The organism is Marinospirillum sp., assembly GCF_014859565.1.
In genome coordinates this window covers 1-4805 of sequence record NZ_JACUUA010000236.1, presented here as the reverse complement: position 1 = coordinate 4805, position 4805 = coordinate 1, and the positions used below count along the sequence as shown (strand labels likewise).

At 48.2% G+C, this 4805-nt stretch carries 4 protein-coding genes and 1 pseudogene; all 5 read right to left on the bottom strand.

What is annotated here, in order from left to right; all coding sequences use genetic code 11:
* Positions 1-417, bottom strand: a pseudogene (locus IBX50_RS17335) (hypothetical protein); the annotation flags it as partial.
* Positions 418-433: 16 nt separating this feature from the next.
* Positions 434-754, bottom strand: coding sequence for a YkvA family protein (locus IBX50_RS17330; RefSeq protein ID WP_292257554.1), 321 nt, complete (start codon positions 752-754; stop codon positions 434-436).
* Positions 754-1122 (bottom strand): hypothetical protein, encoded by a 369-nt coding sequence (locus tag IBX50_RS17325; protein WP_292257553.1) that lies wholly within the window; start codon positions 1120-1122, stop codon positions 754-756. The genes IBX50_RS17330 and IBX50_RS17325 overlap by 1 nt, the downstream gene beginning before the upstream one ends.
* A gap of 86 nt (positions 1123-1208) precedes the next feature.
* On the bottom strand, positions 1209-2405 hold the full coding sequence (locus tag IBX50_RS17320; protein ID WP_292257552.1) for a site-specific integrase: 1197 nt from the start codon (positions 2403-2405) through the stop codon (positions 1209-1211).
* 122 nt (positions 2406-2527) lie between these two features.
* Positions 2528-4309: a DUF1566 domain-containing protein gene (locus tag IBX50_RS17315; protein WP_292257551.1), complete on the bottom strand. Its 1782-nt coding sequence runs from the start codon at positions 4307-4309 to the stop codon at positions 2528-2530.
* Positions 4310-4805: the final 496 nt, after the last annotated feature.

Here is a 4805-nt window from a genome sequence, read left to right as displayed (position 1 = left end):
GTTGTTGCTGCTTTTGCCTTGAATTGCTTGCTTGAACAGACTGCTGGTGAAGGGTTTATCACCTTGCGCCATGATCAGCTGCACCAGCTTTTCCAGATCGACCCATTCACGCGAGTGCAACCCACCACCTTCATTGCTGTCGATCCGCAAATAGAGTTTCTGGTCTTCCTCCTTCACGGCCAGTTGATAAAAGATGCGGCCTGTGGATTTGGGACTGATCTTGGCGGCTTCACCTTTTTCGATCAGTAGTTGATAACCTTCATCAGGATTGGGGGTTTCAGTAGGTGCTGATTGATCCGGCGCGGTTGTTTCAGGGAGTTGATTGAGTTCATCTGCATTTGATTCTGCTGAATCAGAGGTGGCTTGCTGTTCAATAACAGTTGCTTTTTTATCATTGCGGTTGGCTTTCTGGTTCATGGTGTTCTCCTGCTTGTCAGATATTGCGATAAATGTCTTGCGCTTGGGCATGGTGGTGAGGACGGATGTTTTCTTTAATGGATGCCAAGGCGGCGGTCAGGACAGCCAAGTCATCAGCCAACCCTGCGACAGGGATTGCATCCGGTATGGCATCAACTGGATTGATCAGATAGGCCAGTGCACCGATTACAACGGCCTTTACCCAGCGGGGGGTATTGCCATCAGTGATCAGCACATACAGCAGCAGTGCTTTTTCGATCAGGGGTTTAATCCCTCGGATACTTTTCACCTTGGTCATAAAGGCAACCTCGGTGACGGGTTCCGGTTGTTTTTTCATCAGTTTTCGCCTTGTGGGTGGGTGGATTGATCTTTCATGGCAGAGGGCGGTAACAGCAGATAGAGGCCACTACCCTCGTCACTGGTAATGGTGAGTCTCAATTCATAACCCGCAGGCAGGCTCTCTTTTAGTTCGGGATTGCTGAGTGCTTGCTGAATGGCATACCGGATGGAATCACCCAGCATGGAAACATCCAGTGATTGATTGCGATCCAGCACAATCAACATGCACCCGTATTCCTTCCAGTAGGTTTGCGCCGCCTGGATGCAGCCATCAAAGGGTTGGCTTAAGTAGTTGATCAGTGCCTGGTAGGCCATTTCAGGCAGTTCCAAGTCCGATGCCTTGGGCCAGCGATTGATCCATTTCATTCTGGGTATCCTCGACAATGAAAAATCCCTCTTTTCCGTTGGGGAGAAGAGGGGTTATGGGGGGTAGTCTTACTTTTATGACGGGTTCAGCCGTGAGCCGTGAATAACTCAGAGACTTTCTGGCTGGTTTCCTGAAGGGAGCGCGGGGTGAGTTTTGCGTAGCGTTCCGAGCTTTGTATGCTCTGGTGAGCGAGCTGAGCTTTCACCGCACTCAAGGGCATACCTGCTGAAATCATATTGCTGGCCGTGGTATGCCGAAGGGTATGCAGACAGATGTTTTCAACATCGGTGATACCGGATTCCAGCAGGAGTTGCCGAAATGTTCCGCGTATATCAGTCAGGGGGCGTCCAGCTTTACGTCCAGTAAAGATATAAGGGTTGTCAGCCAAACGTGGGATGGACTGAATCATTTCCAGTGCCAGATCCGTCAGGTAAACCAAGCGACCCTGCTTGTTTTTGGTGTGTTTAGGTGGGATCACCAGCACCCGTTGCTTGTAGTCCAGATCCTTGTGTTCTGCCAGACGCAGTTCTGACACCCTGCAGCCAGTCAGCAAAAGCATCACCACCAACCCGCCAATGGATTTGTTGGGATGGTTGCGTGCAGCTTGAATCAAGTTATGGGATTCATCCAGATCCAGAAAGCGGGTTCGGATATTATCTTCCCTGAGCAGTTGAATCTTGCCAGCCTGATTCACTTCAACAATACCCAAGCGGACAGCGTGAGCACCCATGGTTTTCAATAACGCCAGAGCACGATTGCAGGTGGCAGGAGCGTAGGCTCGCTTGAAGCCAGTACCATCCTTCATGGCTAACTGGAATTGTTGAACTTGAGCAACACTTAAATCTTGATAGCGAATATCGCCCAGCATGGGTTCGATCAAATCCCTGAACCGCTGCCGGTCATTATCCCAAGATCGATTACGTGACTGAGTTAAAGGCAGGTGGATCTGCCAGAAGAACTCACTCAGAGTGAGCAGATCTTTCATCGCGTCCCGTTGGGCTTTAGGATCTTCACCTTCAGCAATAGCCAGCAGGTGTTTTCTTGCCAGTTTACGGGCTGCTTGAACATCCAGTATGGGAAAGCGGCCAAGAGTCAGGCTGCCTTTTTTGCCATCCAGAGTTCGGTAACGCAATAGAAAGCGCTTCTGACCGGAGCGGCCTGATAAGCACTTTAAGCCAACGACATCGGTATCTGAAAACTCCAGATCTGTACTACGGGATTCAGGTGGGTTAGCGGGTAACGCGTGAATGCGCTCATTCGTAAAGCGGAATCGAGTTTTCATCAGGGTTCCTCCAAGAATACATTCCATATATTTAATGTATGCTTGAGGATCTCGGCTTTACGGCTTGCATGTCTCCGTTTCAGGTAATTGCACCACAATAAATTAACACCAGCATCCAATAATCAGCTGCTAACTGAGTTTCTCTTGAGCTTTTCCGACAGAGCCTTGCGATGCGACACAGCTTTATCGGCTAATACCCCTCCCTTACTCCTCATTCCGGCTGCAAATTCAGCTTCCCCAGCCTCAAGCTCTGTCAGGCCACATGCAGACAAGTCACTGAGCCGAACATCAAGAGCAAGAGCTTTATCTGTATTGGAAAAAGAAGTTGCCTGCTGCCGAGCTTTATAAATCATTGCTAACAGGAAGTCAGACATAACCACTGTCAGCAGGGTTACGTTAGCTATGAACGTGATGGCAAAATAAATCAGATTGGATAACCAGCCTACCTCCAACTCCGCGTGCTTCAGTGCAAAAATACCAATTAAAGCAATACCGACGATCTGGAAAATCATCTGCTGCTGCTTGATTCTTTTTACTGAAACCGAAGCCTCTTCTTGCCCTTGAGGCTCTAACAACAATTGTGAACGAAGAATCACTACACCCATACCGATAGACATCATTACCAAGCCAACAGCCAGGAAAACTTCAGCCATTTGCAGCGCTACGATTGCCACCACTAAAAGCAGCAACGCATAGAAGGGAGCAATCAGAAGCCCTAACCACCCTGGCACACTAGATTCCGGCAATAAAGTTTTCATGGTCAAGCTGCAACGTATCAGGCCTGGAAACAACCCAAATATTTTCGGTGCCAGAGCAAGTAAAGCGGCAAGACCAATTTGTGCCAGAATCAGCTGATCATTTATAAGAAGGCTAAACGGCAGCATGAAAATCAGCAGGGGAAGTACAAACTGCACCAGCCACGCCAAACGCGCAAAAGATCTTGATTTGGGAAGATCAGCCCACGACCTTGCAGCGATCACGCATAGAACTGTAGTGGCAATCTGAATGCTGAACAGCGCCACTCCTTGAAAGTGAATGATCCAGGTCACCACCCCAGCTCTGAATAGCACCAACATATCAATTAACTTGAACAACAAACCAAAGGACAATCCGAGCAAAGAGATCATCAACAGTGATCTTCTCCAGCTAGAGTAGTCCTGAGCAATGGGACTCGTTACCGGCTGCTCTGCTGAGGCAAGGGTCTCTGATTCTTGCTTACTGGCACGCACAACATGGAAGTCACTTTTCAATACCCGCGTCCAGAAAAGCCTCAGCAGTGAGATTTTTTCTCTTGCCTGCACAGCATGTTGATCAAGGCCGACCTCTTTAATCCTACCCTGACCTTTCTCCTTTATACCCTCAACAGCAGCGCGTGAGTGCTGGATTGCATGATCAGCATTAGCTGTAAGTTTGTCTGTCAGCGTTCTAGAGTACGACGTTATATTTGCTAATTGACTTGGCTTTGTAACCACAGCCTCAGATATAACCGAGCTAGGCCTTACCAGCCGAATTACAGCTTTGTATGAGTGGGGTTTACCAACAGGAGAAGGTGTGTTTCGAGAAATCAGTAATGCATTGGAGTCGCCTGCATCTGTTGCACTCCAGAACTCCAATGAGTCATCAAGAGCGACTACCTGCCCTGTTACATCAGCTTCAATTAGTGCCTGTAGCTCAGCAGCTGTGGGTATTCTCCAGTCACGGTAGCCAGCAAAACCTTTTCCGTTATTAAGCTTTTCGATAAGCGTATCCAGCTGCTTCCATGAAAAAAGCTTACCATCACCTGAGTACCCACCCTGATCTTGTAATGACTGACCTATTGCAAATGCAACCCACTGCAACCCAGCCTCTTGATCAATATATGTACTGGCACTACTTCGCACAAAGCAGCTTGATTTAGATGTCATTCCAGGTCTTTGCCCCCTGCTGATTCTTGCTTGATCCAAATAATTATGCAGCTCTTACGAACGTTATTAGTCCATGCAAGCCATTGTACTAAAATTACTTCAGTGATTCCTAGCTAGACTGTAGGGCATGACAGGAGTGAGAAAACAGCTGACAGCAAAAAAAGAAAGACCGGAGCTGAACCGGAACAGGTGTCCTGCTCAGCAGTAAGCTGATGCTCAGGTTAGGAGCTGGGTATTAGAGAGTCTTGGTTAGTAGTGTAGTAATGCAGGATATTGATGTGCACAAAATCCGCACAAAAAGACCGGAGTTGAACCGGAGCATGGTATGGAATCCAGTGCTTGGGTTCTATCGCTTACGGGGATATGAAGAGTGTATTTCGTGAAAGAAAACTTGCTATGGCAATCTGAGCGCGGAAGAAAAGTCTATACATTTCAAGCATTTGGTACCAGTGGTCGGACTCGAACCGACACTCCCTCGCGGGAACCGGATTTTGAA